We start from the raw sequence: 15,611 nt of genomic DNA, 5'->3' as shown, positions 1-15,611 counted from the left end.
TAAAATAAGCTTAAAAACGAAAGAGGCATATCAAGATATGATACACCTCTTTCGTTTTAAGCTTCGTTCTTTATTATTTCAATCCACGGCTCTTTAACAGCGGCCCTATTTCCGGATCGTGCCCGCGGAAATCCCTGAACATTTTACCATAGTCCAGCGTGTTGCCGCGCGACAGGATCATATCCCGGAAGCGCTGCCCGTTGGCGCGTGTTAAGCCTCCATTCTCCTCAAACCAGGAGAAAGCGTCATGGGCCAGCATTTCCGTCCAGGCGTAGGCGTAGTATGCGGATGCATACCCGCCGGACCAGATATGCAGGAAGTAGCTGGAACGGTAGCGGGGCGGCACCTGAGGCAGATCCAGCCCGGCATTGTGTAAAGCGGTGGCTTCAAAAGCATCCACATCTTTAGGCCATGCGCCGGAATCCGCAGGCAGGGTATGCCAGGCCATATCAATGGCGTCTGCTGCCAGCGCTTCTGTTAAGGAATATCCCTGGTTAAAGGTGGCTGCTTTTTTAATTTTATCTACCAGCTGTTGCGGCATTGCCGCGCCGGTTTTATAATGTTTTGCATAATTGCTGAATACCTTTGGATCCATGGCCCAATGCTCATTGAACTGGGAGGGGAACTCCACAAAATCGCGGGCGGTTTGCGCACCGGAGATAGCGGGATATTGCTGTGATGCAAAAAAGCCGTGCAGCGCATGTCCAAATTCATGGAACATGACTCTTGCTTCTGTAAAGCTAAGGAGCGCAGGCTGGCCAGGTGCAGGTTTGGTAAAGTTGCATACATTGTAAATAACAGGTTGCTTACCCAGTAATTTAGACTGCCCCACCAGGTTGTTACACCATGCACCGCCGGATTTGTTATCCCGTTTAAAATAATCGCAGTAAAAAAGCCCGATCTGTTTTCCATCCTGGTCTATTACATCAAACACGCGCACGTCTTTCTGATACACAGGCAGGTCGTGCCGTTCCTTGAAATCCAGCCCGTATAATAAATGTGCGGCATAGAACACGCCGTTGGTAAGCACTGAATTTATTTCAAAGTAAGGCTTGATCTCGTTATCGTCCAGGTTGTACTGCGCTTTGCGTACCTGCTCTGCATAATAGTTCCAGTCCCAGGGAGCCAGCTGTATGCCTTTAGCTTTCTGATCGATCAGCGCCTGGATGGTGGCGGCTTCCTGTTTGGCTTTGGCCGTGGCGGCAGGTCCCAGCTTTTCCAGGAAAGCGGTTACTGCTTCGGGGGTTTTAGCCACCTGGTCCTGCAGGTTATAGGCTGCATAATTTTTAAAATGCAGCAGCTGTGCTTTCTGCGCACGGATGCCGGCCAAACGGATAATAAGCTGGCGGGTATCGTTGGAATCTCCTTTCTCGTTGCGTGTCCAGGAGGCGTTAAAAAGCGCCTGCCGTGTAGGCCTGTCTGTTATAGATTGTAAAGATGGCTGCTGGGTAGTGTTCTGTAAGGGCAGCAGCCATTTACCATCCAGCTTACGGTCTTTGGCGGCCTGCGCGGCGTTGGCCAGCGCATCGTCTGTTAAACCAGCCAATGCTGCCTTATCACTTACCACTAATGCCCCGGCTTTAGTGCCGGCCATTACCTTAGCATTAAAAGCTACACTGAGTGAGGCCCTTTCCTTGTTCAGCTTTTTTACAATTTCTTTATCAGCATCGGATAAATTAGCGCCGGCCATTTCAAATTGCTGGTGGTAGTATTCTACCAGGCGTTTGGATTCTGCATCCAGGTTCAGTTTATCGCGCTCCTGGTAAAGGGTATGCACGCGTTTGAAAAGTTTTGTGTTCAGGTAAATGGCATCATCATTGGCGGCCAGTGCGGCGGCTTCGTCTTCCCTTACCTTATCCAGCGTGTCGTTGGTATTGGCATCTGCCAACAGGTCAAATACATTCCTGACGCGGGTTAATAAAGCTCCGCTCTTTTCCAGCGCCACCAGTGTATTTTCAAAGGTGGGCGCAGCGGTATCTTCTGCAATGGCCTGTATTTCGGCCTGCTGCTGCTTAATACCTTCTTCTATGGCAGGCTTAAAGTCGGCATCCTTGATCTTTGTAAAGTCGGGCGCTTCAAAGGGCAGGCTGCTTTTTACAAAAAAGGGATTGGCGCCTGTTGAATCTTTGCCGCTGGTGGATGTGTGGCCACCATTACAGGCAGCCAGCGCGCCTAACAGTAATATGCTGAGTGGTAATTGAGTAACCTTCATAGATAACCATTTTTTGGGTATTGCTAAGGTATCTACAAATTACCAATCCCGGCGGTATTAATGTGATCACCGGCTATTGAACAATGTAATCGTTAATGATCTTCTGGAAGATGTGTACAAACAGTACTGCCACATAGGGCAGAATGAAGCTCTCCTTTGCATGTTTTACGATGAGCACATCGGCCCACAGATCGTATTCAAATACATATTCCTGCAGGCGGCCTACATAATGGGAGGCATCTATTTTATCCAGCCCCAGTGAATGTACCAGGTAAGGCTCGGAAATGGGTACGGGCACGGCTTCCAGGTATGCTACCCCATTGAGGTTGGTGGTAAGAATACGGGAATGTTCGTCTGTGGTGGTCAGCAGGTCGTAGGTAAAAATAACATCTTTGCCTTTTACGCGGATCAGTGATCCGTTTGTGATCTCAGATAAAGCTAACACAGGAGCGCCTGATTTTTTTGCAATATAGTTATTATAATGTTCAGGCGCGCCCATTAATCCAGTACAAAGCGGTACCCTACCCCTTTGATGGTGAGGATCTGGAGGTTTTCATCCTCTTTCAGGTGCACCCGCAGGCGGGTGATGTACACGTCCAGGTTGCGGCTATTGAAAAAGGAATCGTGGCCCCAGAGCAGGTCCAGGATATTTTTGCGGTTAATGATGCTGTTGCGGTTCTCATACAGGATGCGCAGCAGCTCGCTTTCCCGGTACGACAGCTTTTTTTCTTCCAGGCCATTAGACAGCAGCTGCCGGTTGGTATAAAAGCGGAACTTGCCCATACGGATGGGTTCATTGGAAGGAACAGGCGCATTTTCCGTTTTGCGCAATACATTTTTTATACGTGCGATCAGCTCTTCCATGCTGAAAGGTTTACGGATATAATCGTTACCGCCCAGCGTAAAACCCTTTACCAGGTCGTCTGTTTGCGTTTTGGCGGTGAGGAATAAGATCGGTACTTCTGTATTGATGGCGCGGATCTCTTCTGCAATCTCAAAACCATCTTTATTGGGCAGCATTACATCCAGCACACATACCGCGGGATCCACTTCTTTGAACAGCGACACCGCATTGGCGCCATCCCGCTCCATAATAACCTCAAAGCCGCGCCGCTGCAGGCTTTCCTTTACGATCTTTCCCAGTGATATTTCGTCTTCAACGTATAAGACCCTGATGCTCATCTTATCCTATTTTATACTTTACAATACGGCGTTTCCCATCATAATAAATAACCGGCGCTTCTGCAAAAGGCATTTTTACTGAAAAGGTGCTGCCTTTATGCAGCTCACTTTCTACTTCAATAAAACCCATATGCCGCTGCAGTATGTGCGATACATAGCTTAGCCCCAGGCCGTATCCTTTGATATTATGCCGGTTACCGCTGGGCACACGGAAGAACTTTTCAAAGATCCGGTTCTTATATTCTTTGGCTATGCCTATACCGTTGTCGGTTACACGTATTTCCAGGTAGCGCTTATGATCAATAATGTGGATCAGGATCTCCGGGTCTTTGATGCTGTATTTTAAGGCATTGTCCAGCAGATTGTATAACACGCTGGTCATGTGCAGCTTATCGGCAGTAATAATAAAGTTGGTGCCGGTAGTTTTTAATGTAGTAGTGGCCTGTTGTTTTTCAAACTGCAGCTTCATGGACACCATTACGCTGCGTGCCAGCTCCCTGATATCAAACTGCTCTTTATTCAAAGCAATTTCCCTGTTCTCAAACATAGACAGCTTCAGTACTTTATCAACCAGCAAAGCCAGGCGCTGCATTTCATTGGCGGAAATATCCAGGTATTCATGGGTGGTTTGCGGATCGTCCAGCGCATCAAAATTGCGCAGCGCTTCAATAGCTACACTTACAGTTGCAATGGGCGTTTTCAGCTCATGCGTCATGTTGCTGATAAAGTCGTTCTTCAGCTGTGCCAGCTTTTGCTGTTGTTTAAGGTTACGGTATAAGAGCAAAAAAGATAATGCCGTTACTCCCAGCAGCAGGCACGATACCGCGATAGGCTGGCTGATACGTTTTAACAGGTACCAGGTATTATTTTCAAATACCAGCTGGTAGGTAACGGGTTTTGTAAAACCAACGGTTACGGAATTGCGATCCAGCTCATCGGGGAATGGGCTGAACTCTCCTTTTGTTGTATCCACCGGTGTTTCAAGAATGGTAAAGGGTACGTTGATCCGTTCCCTTGCCAGCACCCGCTTATACTGCCTGGCAATATCCTTTGCGGTAATGGAATCGCTCAGGGAATCTACACCCGCCAGAAATTCAAAGACCCTGTTGCCAGGACCCGGAGGGCCGGGGCTAGCCAGCCTGTACTGCACATTCACTGAATCATCCCTGCCGGCAGCACCGTTTTTTATAGCTACAACCATGGCACGCCGTAAGCCAGGCAACCTTCTCACTACTTTATCCCTGGTCCTTTCATCCAGCACACTGGAAATGCTCACCATACCCTGCCGCTCATGAATGCGTATGTTATCGGGGTCTCCTTTCAGCTTAGCAGCCTGCAGGCGGAAAATGGTTTCGCGGAACAGCACGTTGGTGCGGGCAGTGAACAGCTGCCGCTCCTCACGATAATTTTTCCTGAGCCAATACACCTGGAAAGCTGTAATAACCAGGATGGTAAAGGCTATCAGAACAGCGGTAACTGGTATGGAGATCTTATATCGCAACAGCTATGAGTTTGTAAATGCAAAATACACCAAATGTATTACTTCCCTTTTCCCACCGGACGAACATTAACCTAAATTAACATTAAAGCAAGGCATGTTAACCTGCGTTGCAACAGGAACGGCCTAGCTTAGTTCCATAAAATATATTACATGAAAAAGATGATCCTTACGTTTTCTACGGGCCTGTTGATAGTGGCTGCACATGGGCAGCAAACACAAGGCCGGGTGGTATATGAGCGTACCATACAGCTGAAGATGGACTTCCAGGGAATGGGCGATGAAGCCACACATGCCATGCCCAGTACCCATAAAGAAAAGCTGGAAGTATTGTTCGGCAATAATCAGTCGCTACGCCGTGCGGTGGAAGAAGATGCCCCGGATGAAATGGCGGAAAGCGCAGGCGGCGGCCTGCGTATACGCATGGAAGTAGCCGGCGACAACGACATTATCTATAATAATTTCAGTACCGGCCAATCCGTGGAGCAACGCGAGTTTGGCCCGAAGAACTATATTATTTCGAACAGCATTCCACACCTGCACTGGAAGCTTACGGGCGAAACCACTACTATACTTAATTATCCCTGCCAGCAGGCCATTACACAACGCATCGGCAAACGGCGGGAGGCTTCTATGGAGAATGGTGAAATGAAAAACCGGGAAGTAGCGGATACTGCCAATATTATCGCCTGGTTTACGCCGGCTATTCCGGTACCGGCCGGGCCGGAGCTGCAGGGACAATTACCCGGGCTGATACTGGGACTTGATATTCATGATGGGCGTGTGGTATATAAAGCAGTAGAAGTAGCTTCGCAGGTGGATCTGGGGGCTGTTAAAGCGCCTTCCAGGGGAAAGAAGGTAACAGCGAGTGAGTTTGAAGCGGAAAGAGAGAAGATGATAGCGGAGATGCAGAAGAATGCAGGAAAAGGGAGGAATATGATTAGGATTGGAGGGTAGGGAAAAGACCACGGTCCACAGACGACGGTCCACTGTCTGGGGTTTGGGATGATAGCGTTTGTAAACGGTCCACTATTTACAGATAGTGGACCGTTTTTAGTTTATTATCCCCCTATCATCCTCATTCCCCCACCTCTTTTAACTGCTGAAAGCCCATTCTTATTAAGGCTATACGTAAAGCTTAACTGGAAAAAACGCTGCAGGTTCTTAATACGGCTGTCTTCAATATAATTCTGGTTACTGGTACGTGTGATGCCTACATTCTGGTTCAGCAGATCATACACACTCAGCTTCAGCTCTCCCCTGTTGAAATGCAGGAACTGCCGGCTAAAGGAGGCATTCCATAAAGGCACACTGGCATTAAAGCCACTGGCACGCCGGCTGTTTATGGTGTAAGTAAAGCTGGTATTGAAATAAAACTGTGCAGGCAGCTGCCAGTTGAACTCTCCTTCATATTGCTGTGAAAAATAAGTGGTGTTCAATGCGGACTGCAATGAATAGCTGGTTTTATAATAATTGAACCCGCCGATAAGCGACAGATCTATTTCATCAGTGGGGTTCAGATCCAGGCGCAGTGATGGCCCCAGGGTAAAAGTATTGATGTTGTTCTGCACTGCATTAATGAACTGTTTTGTTTTGCTGTAACCCATATTGCTGCTGCAGTTAATAGTACCTTTTAAGATGCGAAGCGGCAGCCCCAGGTTAATGTTGCCGGTCATGTTATACACGCCGTTCACATTTACCGGGCGGGTATGCTTAATGCCCAAACTATCCAGCACATCATAATTCACGATCTTATTCTGTGTTTCCTGCAGGTTAAAAAACCCGAACAGGTTCTTATTCTTAAAAGGATTCACGGATACAAAATGCAGCTGCACAGCGTGGGTAAATTCCTGTTTCAGATCAGGATTACCTTCGCGGATATTGAGCGGATCGGAAATATCGGGCACCGGCTGCAGCTGCGACATATTGGGCTGGTTGGTGATGGCCGCATAATCGATATTGAGGTGGCGGTAGCGGGTAAAGTCGTACTTAAACCGCAGGGATGGCAGCAGGTTATAGAATGTTTTGCTGATCACGGAATCCGTAGTACCGGCAATGATCTTGCCTTTTAATGCGGCCTGCTGCCAGTTAAGCCCCGCAGCAAGGCTGAACTTTTTTTGCTGCGTGCGCAGGCGTAAGCCAGCGTTCGTATAGCCATAGCTGTTTTCAAAGTTATTGGTAAGGTCATCGTTCAGCTGATCGAATTTGCCGTTTAGCTTGTTGTAGTCATAGGTTATTTTTTCGGACGTGCTGTTAGTATTACTGCGGCCCAGGCTAAATTCCAGCAGGGAGCGTTTGAAGACGGGCTCTGTATACACTGCCCGTACGTTATAGCTATTCAGGCTGCCGGATACGGTATTGTGCTGGTTAATAGAATCGTACGATGCGCTATTGTTGTAAAAATGATTTACGGATAGCAGGCTGCCATCGCTCTCACTGTTATTAAAACTGGTTTGCAGGTTCAGTGAAAGAGTTCTGCCCTTACGGTGAAATTTTTTCCTGAATAACAGCTCATTACGGAAGTTGGCGCCATGCCCTTCCGTGGCATTATTGCTGAAACCCTGGTTGGCCAGCTGTTTATCTTCCGAAAATGTTTCGTAGCTGTTGTAGCTATTGCTGCGTGTTTCCTGGTAACCGAAGGAAGGCGATATTTTAATGGAATGGAAAGAATCGATGCGGATATCTGCGCTCAGGTTTAACCGGTGCGTATTATTCAGGTTATCGCTGACAGCATGCTGGTTATAGAAATAAGAAGAATCCGGCAAAAAATACAGGCGCTGTACATTGCTTTCCTGGTAAGGATTATAGCTGTTGTAAAAATAACTGCTGGTAAGGTCGGTTTTAGTGCCGATTACGTTATTATAGTTTAAACCTCCGCCCCGGATGGTTTTGATACCGTTGCTGTTGCCATTACCGACGAGCGCTGTCATGGGATCACCTGCATTCAGGGTAAGGTTGACGTTACCATTACCGCTTTGCCGCATGCGGTTCAGCTCACCGGTAAAATCCATGAGGTCCATAAATGAAAAACCTTCTGCATTGGTATTATTGGCCATACCGATGGCGGAAAACTGGCGCGCACCTTTAAAGGAGTTCATATTAAAACGGCCTTCATACCGGTCATTGGTACCGGCGCCTGCCATGGCTTTGCCGAACAGGCCCTTCTTTTTGTCCTGCTTTAATTTGAGGTTAATGGTTTTTTCGCTGTTGCCATCATCAAAACCGGTTAGCTGTGCAGCGTCACTCAGGCGGTCGTATACCTGTACTTTGTCTACCGCATCGGCAGGCAGGTTCTTGGTGGCGATCTTGGGATCAGTGCCAAAAAACTCTTTACCGTCAACGAGCACACGATTTACTTTTTCTCCCTGGGCTTTTACCGTACCGTCCTTATCAACCTTCACGCCGGGCAGCTTTTTCAGCAGTGCCTCTACGCTGGCATTGGGCTGGGTTTTAAAGGAGCCTGCATTATACTGAATGGTATCCCCCACCAGGGTAACGGGGGGCGCTTCGGCAGTGACTTCCACTTCATTGAGGGTGCGGCTCAGGTCATGCAGCACAATAGTGTTAAGGTTATTATTGGGTGCGGATGCGCTGATGGTAACGGGCCGGCTGGTGCTGTGGTAATTAACATGGGTTATCAGCAGGCGGTATTCTCCCGCGGCCAGGCCTGTGAGCTCAAAAGCGCCCTTGTTGTCCGTCATGGTGAAGCTGACCAGCGAGGAATCCTTTTTTTGCAAAAGGGTGATGGTGGCCGAAGGTACGGGCTGTTTTCTGGCGGTATCCGATACCGTACCTTTGATAACGCCATTTTTTTGCGCATGGGCTGCGAGCACACAACAGCAGGTAAGCAGGAGTAAGCAGATCTTTTGCATGGGAGTGATTTACAGGCGGCAAAATAGCTTTACCACCTGCAAAAGCCGGTTAACGAGCCTTGCATTAATGTTAAGAAAGGTTAATAAAACGGTTCCGGACATTCAGAAAAAAATGTTAATATTCCGGTTGTCCTTGATTATGTTTAGAACCTGTCCTAGATTTCGGATGAAATGAACTTTACCAGACGTTTACAAATATTCATAATCTTCATGCTACTGGGTACGGCCACCTACGGACAGGTGCATATACAGGGTACTGTGTATGAGCGTACCGGGCGTTTGGGGATGGAAGGTGTAAGCGTAAGGAGCAACTCCGGCGCGGGAACGGTAACGGATTCATCCGGCCACTACAGCATCCGGCTGCCATATGGGGATTCCATTAGTTTCTCATACCAGGGAAAATCTACCCAGAAATTTGCCATCAGGGAAATTCCCTGGAACCATGCATTTGACATGAAAATACATGTGGACGTACAAATGCTGCCCCTGGTGGAGGTTAAAGAAAAAAGCTATCACCTGGATTCTATAGAAACCCGCAATGAATACCATAAAATATTTGACTTTTCGCCGGAATACATAACCAGCGGGAACGGCGGCGCCGGTGTGAACCTGGATGCATTGCTCAGCTTAAGGAAGATCAAACGGATGCAGGTTTTTCAACGGCGGCTGGAAGAGTATGAGCAGGAGAAATATGTGACCCACCGGTTTAGCAAAACCCTGGTTGCGAAGATCACGGGGCTAAAATCGCCGGAGCTGGAAAGCTATATGATCGAGTACCGGCCGAATTTTCAGATGCTGATGAGTTTTGAGAATGAGTATGATTATTATAGGTATATTCTGGAAACGAGCAGGTATTATAGGGAGGATCATGGGGTGAGGCGGTGATCGTCTATTTTCTGTTCCAGATCAGTAACCCTTTGCAGCTCTGTGTTGAATTTATCTAATCGGCTCTGTATATATGGGCTGTTACGGACCCGCTCTAAAAGTAAAACTGCCTTAGCCGGATCTCCCTGTGCAATGGCAAGATCTGCCCGCAGGATCATTACTTTATAAAGATTGCGGCAGTGATGATCCTTATCTTTTTCAATTGCTTTGTCAAGTACTGCGGATACTTTTTCCAGCTCATCTTCTTCATCTTCACTTTTATAAGCAAAATCCAGTGCCAGTGAAAGCCGTTTGCTGGCGGCTTCTACTTCCTTGCTGTAGGTCTCCTCTTCTTGTATAGCTATCTTCCTTCCGATCCTGATACAGTTTCCCGCAACATCTGAAAACATAAATTCACGGACACCGAATTTTTTGTCCCTGATCTCGCTGATCCTTGGCAGACCGCGGGTAGGCAGCTTTCCGTAATGACTACGCAGCGCGTTGGTAAATGCCTCATACAACTCATCTGCTTCATCTGTTAGTATGTAACAAGTATGATAGCACTGGTTGGGAACGTGTTGTTTGATGCCATAAAAATCAAGTCTGAGCCAGCCTTTTTCCAATATAGCATAAGGGTTGGGGCTTTTCTGGTGATAGGTTGCTTCAAAGCCGAGCACCCGGTAAAAATCAATCAATTCATCGAGGGATCTGCAGGGGAAAATGGGTGTGATAATGTTCATTTGCAATTTTTCAGTATTGCAAAGCTAGATATCCGGCAGCGTCTAAAATTGTAAGTTTTCGACATTCAGCAGCTGGGAACAGGCACCCTGTCAATGACTTTCAGATATGCATTTGGTTTTAACCCGGTAAATTCCATGAAATCGTGATTAAAATGTGCCTGGTCAAAGTAGCCAGCATCCAGCGCAATTTCCGCAAAGGAAGCCTTTCTTCTGAAATCATTTACTGCAGTTTCAAAGCGCGCGATCCTTGTATACAGCTTGGGTGAAAATCCTGTAATTTCTTTGAAGAGCCGCTCAAACTGTCTTTGTGATAAAGGAACATTTTTAAGGAGTGTATCCATATCTACCAGCCCCTTTAGTTTGTCAATGCTTTGAACGGCATTAACAATGTGCGGATTTACCGGTCTTTTTACTAGGGATTCCAGGAAACCTGCGGCCATATGCAATCTTTCCTGGTTTGTGGATGCTGAGAATATTCTTTCTTCGAGCTCATTCCCTTTGCTGCCACAAAAGGATGTTATATCAATAAACTGATTGGTTAATGCCGATGCAGGCATTGAAAATAGTACAGGGACAGCGTATGGGAAAAATTCAACACCGAGAATGCCCACATTCTCTGGTGAAATAAACCGGGCATGCGTTTTTGATTGTCCTTGTATACCTGAAGTAAAGGATCTTGTAAGCTGTCCGTTTGCAGCTATTTCACTAAATTGGCCTTTATAGTGGAAAATAAGTTTGGGAGCGCTGGTTGCAATGGAGAAATGTGTAAAACAATTTTCTGTGGATGCAGCCGCTTCGCCGATCCAGAAATATTTTACGTATGCGGAGAGTGTTTTAGAGGGTTTTATTTGGTAATACTTCATAAGTTTGCCCTGCAAGATAGTCATTATCTAAAAAAGCCATATTTCCTGTAGTAAGATAAATGGTGTTGCGCTTGTTCCTGCCGTTGAAGACCCACACATGCATAGAAGCGGCACTTTTTGTTAGTTGCCCGGGTTCTTGTTTCCAGTCGTGCGTATAAGGCTTGCCAGGTAGTTAATAAAAATGCCCGCCACGCCAATTAAAATAACCACAACGCCCCGGTAAGGGTAGCTATCTAAAACAGGTATTATAAAGCCGATAAAAACCACTGAGCTGATAACCGTAACCAATAGGATCCTTTGGGCAAGGAAATAAGTTAGCACCTGTGCTATTAAAACAATGAGTACATATATAATGGCATATGCCCGAATGGATATACCCCATGCTACCCCTCTTGAATTTATCCATTGCATTTTATGCGCAAGGAAATTTATTTGCTCATAGAGAAAGATGAAAAATACAATCTGAATAAGCGGCAGTAGGAAATGATGTTTATGGGTTTTGAATTTCATTGGAGCTGTTTATTACGATATATTATGCTTACTAGTGTATCCGTTCCTTTTATAACGCTGATCTGTTTATGACACACTCAAAAGTACCATCCGCCTTCGGTTTCAGGAGTCGTGAAAGCGTATCCATAGAAACAAATAAATATGATAATACCGGCCAAAAACAACCCCGCCCCTATCAATAACAGATACATAAACAACTTAAATCTTTTCTTCTTGAAAAAGGGACAGGTTATTAAATAAAGTAAACCACAAATTGCAAGTACTATTCCAAAATTATCATAGTAAAAGGGGATTTCGTCCAAAAACGAGGCGGCATAAACAGCTGCCGCCAGGATTGGCATAAAGATCAGCGTCGCTAAAGTAAAAATTTGCTTTATCATTTTCTATTTTAACCCTCCAAATCATAGACTTTGGGTCATGTGCATTTAAGCTGTAACATTCTCAAGAAACGGTAAAACTCTCTATCTACGATGGTCAATATTACTACCAAAAGTGTGTTATAAGTTAATTAGCCCTAATGTGACACACTTTGGTAATAGGAACCAGTTATTTGCACAGTTAAGTTGAAATTCTCTAATTTTTAATCACTGCAGTGCAGCCAAACACTATCCTATGGGATTGTCCGGAAGAAATTCAGGAAAACTTATATAGAAATCTGTTTTTTTCGCCTCTATCCATTTATCAAGTTTAAAAGTTTCAACATCTTTCATAAATCTTTCATATTCCTCTTTTGCATTAGACCCGTCAAACAATTTAAAAGGAACATTATGCAATAGATGAGATTTCCAGTATAATGGCTTATCATCAGTTTCCATACCTTGCGCCCGAAATTCTACAAGTGTAGAATATAAGATATAAGCTAAAAAATGTTGCTCAAACATATAATCACATTTTATATCCACCCCAACAACCTATTTTGAGGGCTTAGATAAAGTCAATTTAGTTATAAGTACAGCCTCGCTTATAACTACTAATCCAAACATAAAAATAAGGGTAGGCTTATCCATACTATAAATAGCAATCAAAAATGCAACAATAGGAATAAGTAATATTCCTTCCCCTTTAAAACCTGGTATGCGTTGAAAAAGTAAGACCAAAACCCACAAGATGACGCTACAATAGATACCACCAGAAAACAATAGTACTATTACATGCGAATCTTTTATGGGAGTTAAGAATTGAAAAAAAAGTATGCACCACAAAACCATTAAAAGAAGATACATTAAAAAAAGATACAAAGTTTTCATATAATCGTAGCTGCTACTATTAGATATACATTTATTCGGAGAAGAATGATCAAACTTCTTTTATCTGTGATGTATATGATCTGTATTGATGCTAACCGCATCCACTACCCCTGGATAGCGCATAACAAATGGTCAACTAGAACCAATTGGAACAGATATATGCACTTTATTTCAAATGCACCTATATCTGTCCCAATATTTTACGATTATTATTTGTTACTGCTCTTCTTCTATAATCAAGGCATTTATATAAGAAAAGTCACCATAAGTTGTGTTAAGTGATGCATACACCGCTATACCAATTTTGCCGGTAGCATCCGGAGCAACACCAGTAACTACTGTTTGAACAGCCGTATTGCCCAGCGCATTTTGCTGCAGCTCTGCTCCGCCATTGATACGCCATACCCCGTACCGGGCATCTGATACACCTGTTTTACGGGAACCCACGAGTTTCAATGTGTAAGTCTTAGCTGTGTTCAACCCTGCAACAAGCAGGTTGTCTGTTGTAGTATATTTTGTGCTATAATTAAACCAGAAGCTTTTTAATACCTGGTCTGGTACAATGCCGCTATCGTCTCCTGTAGTTTGCCCGGAATCATCGTTCCCATTTGAGCCGCCAAAAGCAGTCCAGTAAGCTCCCGTGGCGCCACCGTTGTCTATTGTCCAGCCGGTGGTGGGATCCGTAGCTGTAATGTGGTTATTGGTAACCGGCCCGTATACATTAAACCAGCCCGGCACTGCCGGCGCCTGTGTATTGGAGAAATTAACGCGTAGTATTTTGGGACCGCCTGCGGGATATACCTGCACGGTTGCATCATCGCTTACCTGCTGACCACCGGCGGTTGTAACCGTTAAACGGAAAGTGTAGGTACCACTTATCAACCCGGTAATAGTACAGGTTTGAGTAGCTGCATTTGTTATGGTAGATGTATTAGGCCCTGTAAGCTGGCTCCATTGATAGCTGCTGATCGTATTACCGTTGGGAGTGATCGTACCGGTAAGCTGCAATCCGCTACTGGGCAATGTAATGTTGATATCCTGTACTGTAACAGTTGGCATACTGGTGGACGGCTGAAAGTTCAGGCTTACACCAAATAGTGATTCAATATAGATCCGGTCCGCCTGTGCTAATGCAGGATAAAACCGGATGCGGCCGTTTACACTGTCTATCATTACGCCATCCGTAGCATCGCGGTATTGAAATAAGCCGTTACGCCAAACTTTTATATTTCCTAAACGCAGGCTGGCATTTGTGTAGCTGGTATCTCCTGCAACCGGCGCACCGGCGCTGCCTACCTTAAACTGCAGGCTTTTACCGATGTTGGCGCTTTTATAAGTGATGGTATCCTGGCCAACAATAGCTAATGCAGTATCGCCCAGGTTCACCAGTTCCAGGCGTTTGAATTGCGTACGGCCGTTGCCGGTGCTATAGAGGAAACCAAGTGTGTCGCGCGTTTTGTTCTCTATTGCGAATTCGGCTTTTTTCACTATTACGGTGTCTTTCTTTACCTGCAGGGTGGATTGGGAAAATGCAGTAAAGGTGAGTAACATGAACAGGGATGTTATTAGTGTTTTACACATGACGGTTTATTTGGTATAGGGGATATAATTTATTCTTCTTTTTAGGTAACGGCCGGTGAATTAATACTAGCCGTTCCGGCTTCTTTTACAGTTAAATAAGCCAAAGATGCGACATATCTTTCCAGATAACCTCATTAGGTTCACCATCCACTCTGCTGCGCATACCAGGCATTCCAATTCACCACTGACTCCTGCCAATTGAAATAACGCAAAAGAGCGACTGGATCATTTGCAACAAAAATCAATATTATTCTATCGAATAATAGAGGCATCTAAATGTTACATTTCTTTAAACACATTTTTTCAGAATCAATATTCTACTAAAAAGCTGAATGCTAAAAACGTCTCCTTTAAATTTTCGAATAAGTCTTCCATTTCGGAAGAACATATCCTATTTGAGTTTATAAACACAACTTTCTTTCCTTGAAATGCCCCACAATAATTATAAATCTCCAATAAACAAGATTTGAACGTATGTAAATCGTGACCAAAATAGCCTCTATCCCCTACAAAGTCCAAGCTACTTAAATAAAAGAAATCTCTTTCCTCTTTTACCAAAGCCATATCAAAATAAAACACATTCTTCTCCGGCATCAATTTACTTAAGCCAGAATAACTCATACAAGCAGAAATGTATTCCAGCTTTAACGGAGAACCAACAGGACAATTAAACCAATCAAACGACTTATCAGTTTGCCACATATTAAAGACGTCTACAACCCTTTGATCATATTCCGAATTTCCTATATTAAACACGTTTCCGTATACTCTTAGTTTATCTTCGGTTTGGATTTCAAAGTCACAACTCAAAACCAAGATATCAAATTGAATAAAGAAATTACAAAAACCATATCTGTTGTTAATGCTAATCTCCACGTTTATTTCATCACCTTCATTTATATCATCTTTTCTAAATTGAATACCAGAAAACACAAACATTCGCCCCGTACGAGGAGCATAAACATCCAGCGACATATAGCTGCATTTTAATACCTCCTGCTCTTCTTTTCTTAGTAAAACATCTATTATTCTACCCATATAT

The 15,611-nt window shown here is 44.8% G+C and carries 14 protein-coding genes; 2 read left to right on the top strand and 12 right to left on the bottom strand.

The features are described from left to right. Positions 1–73 precede the first annotated feature (73 nt). From dcp to BMZ54_RS26665, 4 genes are all read right to left on the bottom strand, one after another. Positions 74–2,212 (bottom strand): peptidyl-dipeptidase Dcp, encoded by a 2,139-nt coding sequence (dcp, locus tag BMZ54_RS26680; RefSeq protein ID WP_089919265.1) that lies wholly within the window; start codon positions 2,210–2,212, stop codon positions 74–76. Positions 2,213–2,285: 73 nt separating this feature from the next. After that, complete coding sequence (locus tag BMZ54_RS26675) at positions 2,286–2,657, bottom strand: hypothetical protein (protein ID WP_143081148.1); 372 nt, start codon at positions 2,655–2,657, stop codon at positions 2,286–2,288. Between the two features lie 53 nt (positions 2,658–2,710). Further along, positions 2,711–3,394 carry a response regulator transcription factor gene (locus BMZ54_RS26670; protein WP_089919261.1) on the bottom strand — a complete coding sequence of 228 codons (684 nt, stop codon included), beginning with the start codon at positions 3,392–3,394 and terminating at the stop codon, positions 2,711–2,713. A gap of 1 nt (position 3,395) precedes the next feature. Further along, positions 3,396–4,895, bottom strand: a complete 1,500-nt coding sequence (locus BMZ54_RS26665) for a sensor histidine kinase (RefSeq protein WP_089919259.1) — start codon at positions 4,893–4,895, stop codon at positions 3,396–3,398. Between the two features lie 150 nt (positions 4,896–5,045). On the opposite strand from BMZ54_RS26665, the gene BMZ54_RS26660 reads away from it, so the two are divergent. Next, the gene (locus tag BMZ54_RS26660) at positions 5,046–5,849 is read left to right on the top strand and encodes a GLPGLI family protein (protein ID WP_089919257.1); all 804 of its coding nucleotides are present in this window, start codon (positions 5,046–5,048) and stop codon (positions 5,847–5,849) included. A gap of 104 nt (positions 5,850–5,953) precedes the next feature. Here BMZ54_RS26660 and BMZ54_RS26655 read toward each other — a convergent pair whose 3' ends face one another. Further along, positions 5,954–8,764, bottom strand: coding sequence for an outer membrane beta-barrel protein (locus tag BMZ54_RS26655; RefSeq protein ID WP_089919254.1), 2,811 nt, complete (start codon positions 8,762–8,764; stop codon positions 5,954–5,956). Positions 8,765–8,974: 210 nt separating this feature from the next. Between BMZ54_RS26655 and BMZ54_RS26650 the strand changes: the two genes are divergently transcribed. Next, positions 8,975–9,649, top strand: a complete 675-nt coding sequence (locus tag BMZ54_RS26650) for a carboxypeptidase-like regulatory domain-containing protein (protein WP_143081147.1) — start codon at positions 8,975–8,977, stop codon at positions 9,647–9,649. On the opposite strand, the gene BMZ54_RS26645 is transcribed toward BMZ54_RS26650, so the two are convergent. The 7 genes from BMZ54_RS26645 to BMZ54_RS26610 all read right to left on the bottom strand — a co-directional run bounded on the left by BMZ54_RS26645 (position 9,631) and on the right by BMZ54_RS26610 (position 15,607). Next, positions 9,631–10,368, bottom strand: coding sequence for a bleomycin resistance protein (locus BMZ54_RS26645; RefSeq protein ID WP_089919250.1), 738 nt, complete (start codon positions 10,366–10,368; stop codon positions 9,631–9,633). The two genes, BMZ54_RS26650 and BMZ54_RS26645, sit on opposite strands and share 19 nt — an antisense overlap. Positions 10,369–10,433: 65 nt before the next feature. Next, a complete protein-coding gene (locus tag BMZ54_RS26640; RefSeq protein ID WP_089919248.1) occupies positions 10,434–11,255 on the bottom strand; it encodes a helix-turn-helix domain-containing protein in 822 nt (273 codons plus the stop codon). Positions 11,256–11,351: 96 nt separating this feature from the next. After that, positions 11,352–11,741 (bottom strand): hypothetical protein, encoded by a 390-nt coding sequence (locus BMZ54_RS26635; RefSeq protein ID WP_089919247.1) that lies wholly within the window; start codon positions 11,739–11,741, stop codon positions 11,352–11,354. A gap of 77 nt (positions 11,742–11,818) precedes the next feature. Then, complete coding sequence (locus BMZ54_RS26630; protein WP_089919245.1) at positions 11,819–12,121, bottom strand: hypothetical protein; 303 nt, start codon at positions 12,119–12,121, stop codon at positions 11,819–11,821. Between the two features lie 225 nt (positions 12,122–12,346). Continuing rightward, positions 12,347–12,622 (bottom strand): hypothetical protein, encoded by a 276-nt coding sequence (locus tag BMZ54_RS26625; protein ID WP_089919243.1) that lies wholly within the window; start codon positions 12,620–12,622, stop codon positions 12,347–12,349. A 582-nt stretch (positions 12,623–13,204) separates the two neighbouring features. Continuing rightward, complete coding sequence (locus tag BMZ54_RS26615) at positions 13,205–14,569, bottom strand: PKD domain-containing protein (RefSeq protein ID WP_143081146.1); 1,365 nt, start codon at positions 14,567–14,569, stop codon at positions 13,205–13,207. Positions 14,570–14,878: 309 nt separating this feature from the next. After that, positions 14,879–15,607, bottom strand: a complete 729-nt coding sequence (locus BMZ54_RS26610; RefSeq protein ID WP_089919237.1) for a hypothetical protein — start codon at positions 15,605–15,607, stop codon at positions 14,879–14,881. Between the last annotated feature and the right edge of the window lie 4 nt (positions 15,608–15,611).

Source organism: Chitinophaga rupis (genome assembly GCF_900109685.1).
Taxonomy (GTDB): Bacteria; Bacteroidota; Bacteroidia; order Chitinophagales; family Chitinophagaceae; genus Chitinophaga; species Chitinophaga rupis.
The sequence above is the reverse complement of the archived record's forward strand: the minus strand, read 5'-3'. Positions and strand labels throughout refer to the sequence as shown.

Coding starts and splice junctions, on each gene's coding strand:
- dcp (WP_089919265.1), bottom strand. CDS start 2,212: ATGAAGGTTACTCAATTACCACTCAGCATATTACTGTTAGGCGCGCTG.
- BMZ54_RS26670 (WP_089919261.1), bottom strand. CDS start 3,394: ATGAGCATCAGGGTCTTATACGTTGAAGACGAAATATCACTGGGAAAG.
- BMZ54_RS26660 (WP_089919257.1), top strand. CDS start 5,046: ATGAAAAAGATGATCCTTACGTTTTCTACGGGCCTGTTGATAGTGGCT.
- BMZ54_RS26655 (WP_089919254.1), bottom strand. CDS start 8,764: ATGCAAAAGATCTGCTTACTCCTGCTTACCTGCTGTTGTGTGCTCGCA.
- BMZ54_RS26650 (WP_143081147.1), top strand. CDS start 8,975: ATGCTACTGGGTACGGCCACCTACGGACAGGTGCATATACAGGGTACT.
- BMZ54_RS26645 (WP_089919250.1), bottom strand. CDS start 10,368: ATGAACATTATCACACCCATTTTCCCCTGCAGATCCCTCGATGAATTG.
- BMZ54_RS26640 (WP_089919248.1), bottom strand. CDS start 11,255: ATGACTATCTTGCAGGGCAAACTTATGAAGTATTACCAAATAAAACCC.
- BMZ54_RS26635 (WP_089919247.1), bottom strand. CDS start 11,741: ATGAAATTCAAAACCCATAAACATCATTTCCTACTGCCGCTTATTCAG.
- BMZ54_RS26630 (WP_089919245.1), bottom strand. CDS start 12,121: ATGATAAAGCAAATTTTTACTTTAGCGACGCTGATCTTTATGCCAATC.
- BMZ54_RS26625 (WP_089919243.1), bottom strand. CDS start 12,622: ATGTTTGAGCAACATTTTTTAGCTTATATCTTATATTCTACACTTGTA.
- BMZ54_RS26615 (WP_143081146.1), bottom strand. CDS start 14,569: ATGTGTAAAACACTAATAACATCCCTGTTCATGTTACTCACCTTTACT.
- BMZ54_RS26610 (WP_089919237.1), bottom strand. CDS start 15,607: ATGGGTAGAATAATAGATGTTTTACTAAGAAAAGAAGAGCAGGAGGTA.